This is a genomic window from Saccharothrix coeruleofusca (assembly GCF_014648515.1).
Classification (GTDB): Bacteria; Actinomycetota; Actinomycetes; order Mycobacteriales; family Pseudonocardiaceae; genus Actinosynnema; species Actinosynnema coeruleofuscum.
In genome coordinates, this window is sequence record NZ_BMRG01000036.1 from 1 (window position 1) to 1,982 (window position 1,982).

A 1,982-nucleotide genomic window follows, 5' to 3' on the forward strand; every position below is an offset into this window, starting at 1 on the left:
TCGACCAGCGGCAACCCGGTTGCTCCGCCGCCTGTGGTGAAGCCGCCGGACCCGACGCCGACGCCGCCTCCGGGTGGCACGACGTCCACCAGCGGCAACCCGGTGACCCCGCCGCCCCCGGTCAGGCCGCCGACGCCGACTCCGGCTCCCGGTGGCAACACCACGCCGACCCCGGCTCCCGGTGGCACCACGCCGCACCCCACGCCCAACCCCGGTGGCCCCAAGCCGGGCACGTCGGCGTGGCAGAGGATCAACGACATCGCCAACAAGATCAAGGAAGGCCACCCGCAGGGGCTTCAGCAGTTCCAGAAGTTCAGCAAGGACAAGCTGGAGCAGACGCTGATCACCAAGCACGGCAAGACCCCGCAGGAGGCCGCGGAGATCACCCGCTGGATCAAGAACGTGGAGGAGTTGGCCGCGCCCGGCGGCGGCTTCACCACCTCCAGTGGCAAGGTCGTCGCCAGCGGCAGCCTCCTGCACCTCGCGCACGAGCTGTGGAAGGAGCTCGCCTCCGACGAGTACGCCAAGAACCAGGGCGGTCTGTCGGACGAGAACCGCGACGGCAACTTCGACCGGGACGAGAAGGGCGAGCTCAAGCGCGACCCCACGTCCGAGGAGTACCTGAAGGACCTCAAGGAGTTCAACAAGAACCACTGAGGGGGAGAACGCCGGAGCGCCGGGGGAGTGGTCCCCCGGCGCTCCGGTCGTTCAGCGATGGTTCAGCCGCGCCGCCACTTCTGGTTGGCGGTGCCGCCGCACTCCCAGATGTGCAGCACGGCGTCGTTGTTCGGGTTCCACTCCGCGATGTCGAGGCACTTGTTGGCCTGCGGGTTCACCAGGTCGCCCGCAGCGCTGAGCACCCACTGCTGCGCCGGGTTGCCGCTGCACGTGGCGATCTGGACGGCGGCGCCGTTGTCCCGCGAGCCCCACGCCACGTCCATGCACATGTTGTTCCGCGTGCGCACCGTGTCGCCGACGAACTCCCACGCCTGGTTCGTGCCGCCGGTGCAGTCCCACATGACCAGCCGCTGACCGTCGGCGAAGTTCCAGTTCGGCACGTCGACGCACTTGTTGTTCCAGTTGCTGATGATGCTGCCGGTGGGCTGGGGCGTGCCCGGCCCGCCCGCGCCGAACGGCGTCAGGGTGATGCCCGCCGAACGCGGGTCGCCGTCGTGCACCAGGGACTCCTGCGCCTGCACGTCGTCGAAGGCGAAGCCGTAAGCCTTCCCGTCGACCATGTTCTGGTGGATGATCCGCGAGTAGTGGTTGGTCAGCGAGCCCTTGTAGAAGTCGGCGGGCCCGCCACCGGGCTGGGTGTCGATGGTGCCCAGCGTCGAGCGGTGCAGCGCCGCGCACAGCGTGCGGGCGATGGGGCCCACCACCTGGTCGTTGGGCGCGGCCAGCGCGCCGTCGCAGCCCCACACGTTGGCGGTGCTGGGCTTGCGGAACGACGCCACGTGCTGACCGGCGGTGTTGGTGAAGTTCATGACGTCACCGGAGGCGCGGCCGAAGAACTTGGTGCCCGGCTGGTCGGCGAAGGGCACCACGGTCAGCGTCTTGCTCGTGTAGGCGTTCCACGCCTGCGTGATGTACGGGTCCAGGTAGTTCCGGTCGAACAGGCCCGCGTCGGCGGCCTTGCCCGGCGCGAGGACGCGCACCACGGTGCCGTCGGACCGGGTCTGCACCGCGTTGCCCCAGCCGGGCTGGTTGCGCAGGCCGTTGATGATGTTCTCGCGGCCGTTGTTCACCAGCTCGCCGGTCTTCTTGGTCACGCCGTTGGCGCCGGTGACGCTGACCGCGTGCGGCACGGCGAACTGGTCGACCTGCGAGCTGTTGAGCCACAGGCCCGCGTCGTTGTAGGTGAACTCGCTCCAGTCGAACAGGATGTTGCGGTTCGGGTCGCTCGGCGACCAGGGCGCGGGCTGGACCAGGCCGTCCGGGGTCAGGAAGAACTTCAGCTTCTCCCCGAAGGACATGTAGAC

The 1,982-nt window shown here is 69.1% G+C and carries 1 protein-coding gene and 1 pseudogene; one reads left to right on the plus strand and one right to left on the minus strand.

The features are described 5' to 3' along the window. Positions 1-657, plus strand: a pseudogene (locus IEZ00_RS35595) (hypothetical protein); the annotation flags it as partial. 62 nt (positions 658-719) lie between these two features. Here the strand turns inward: IEZ00_RS35595 and IEZ00_RS35600 are convergent. Further along, positions 720-1,982 (minus strand): beta-1,3-glucanase family protein (locus tag IEZ00_RS35600; protein WP_229796429.1); only part of this gene is annotated, 1,263 nt, incomplete at its 5' end.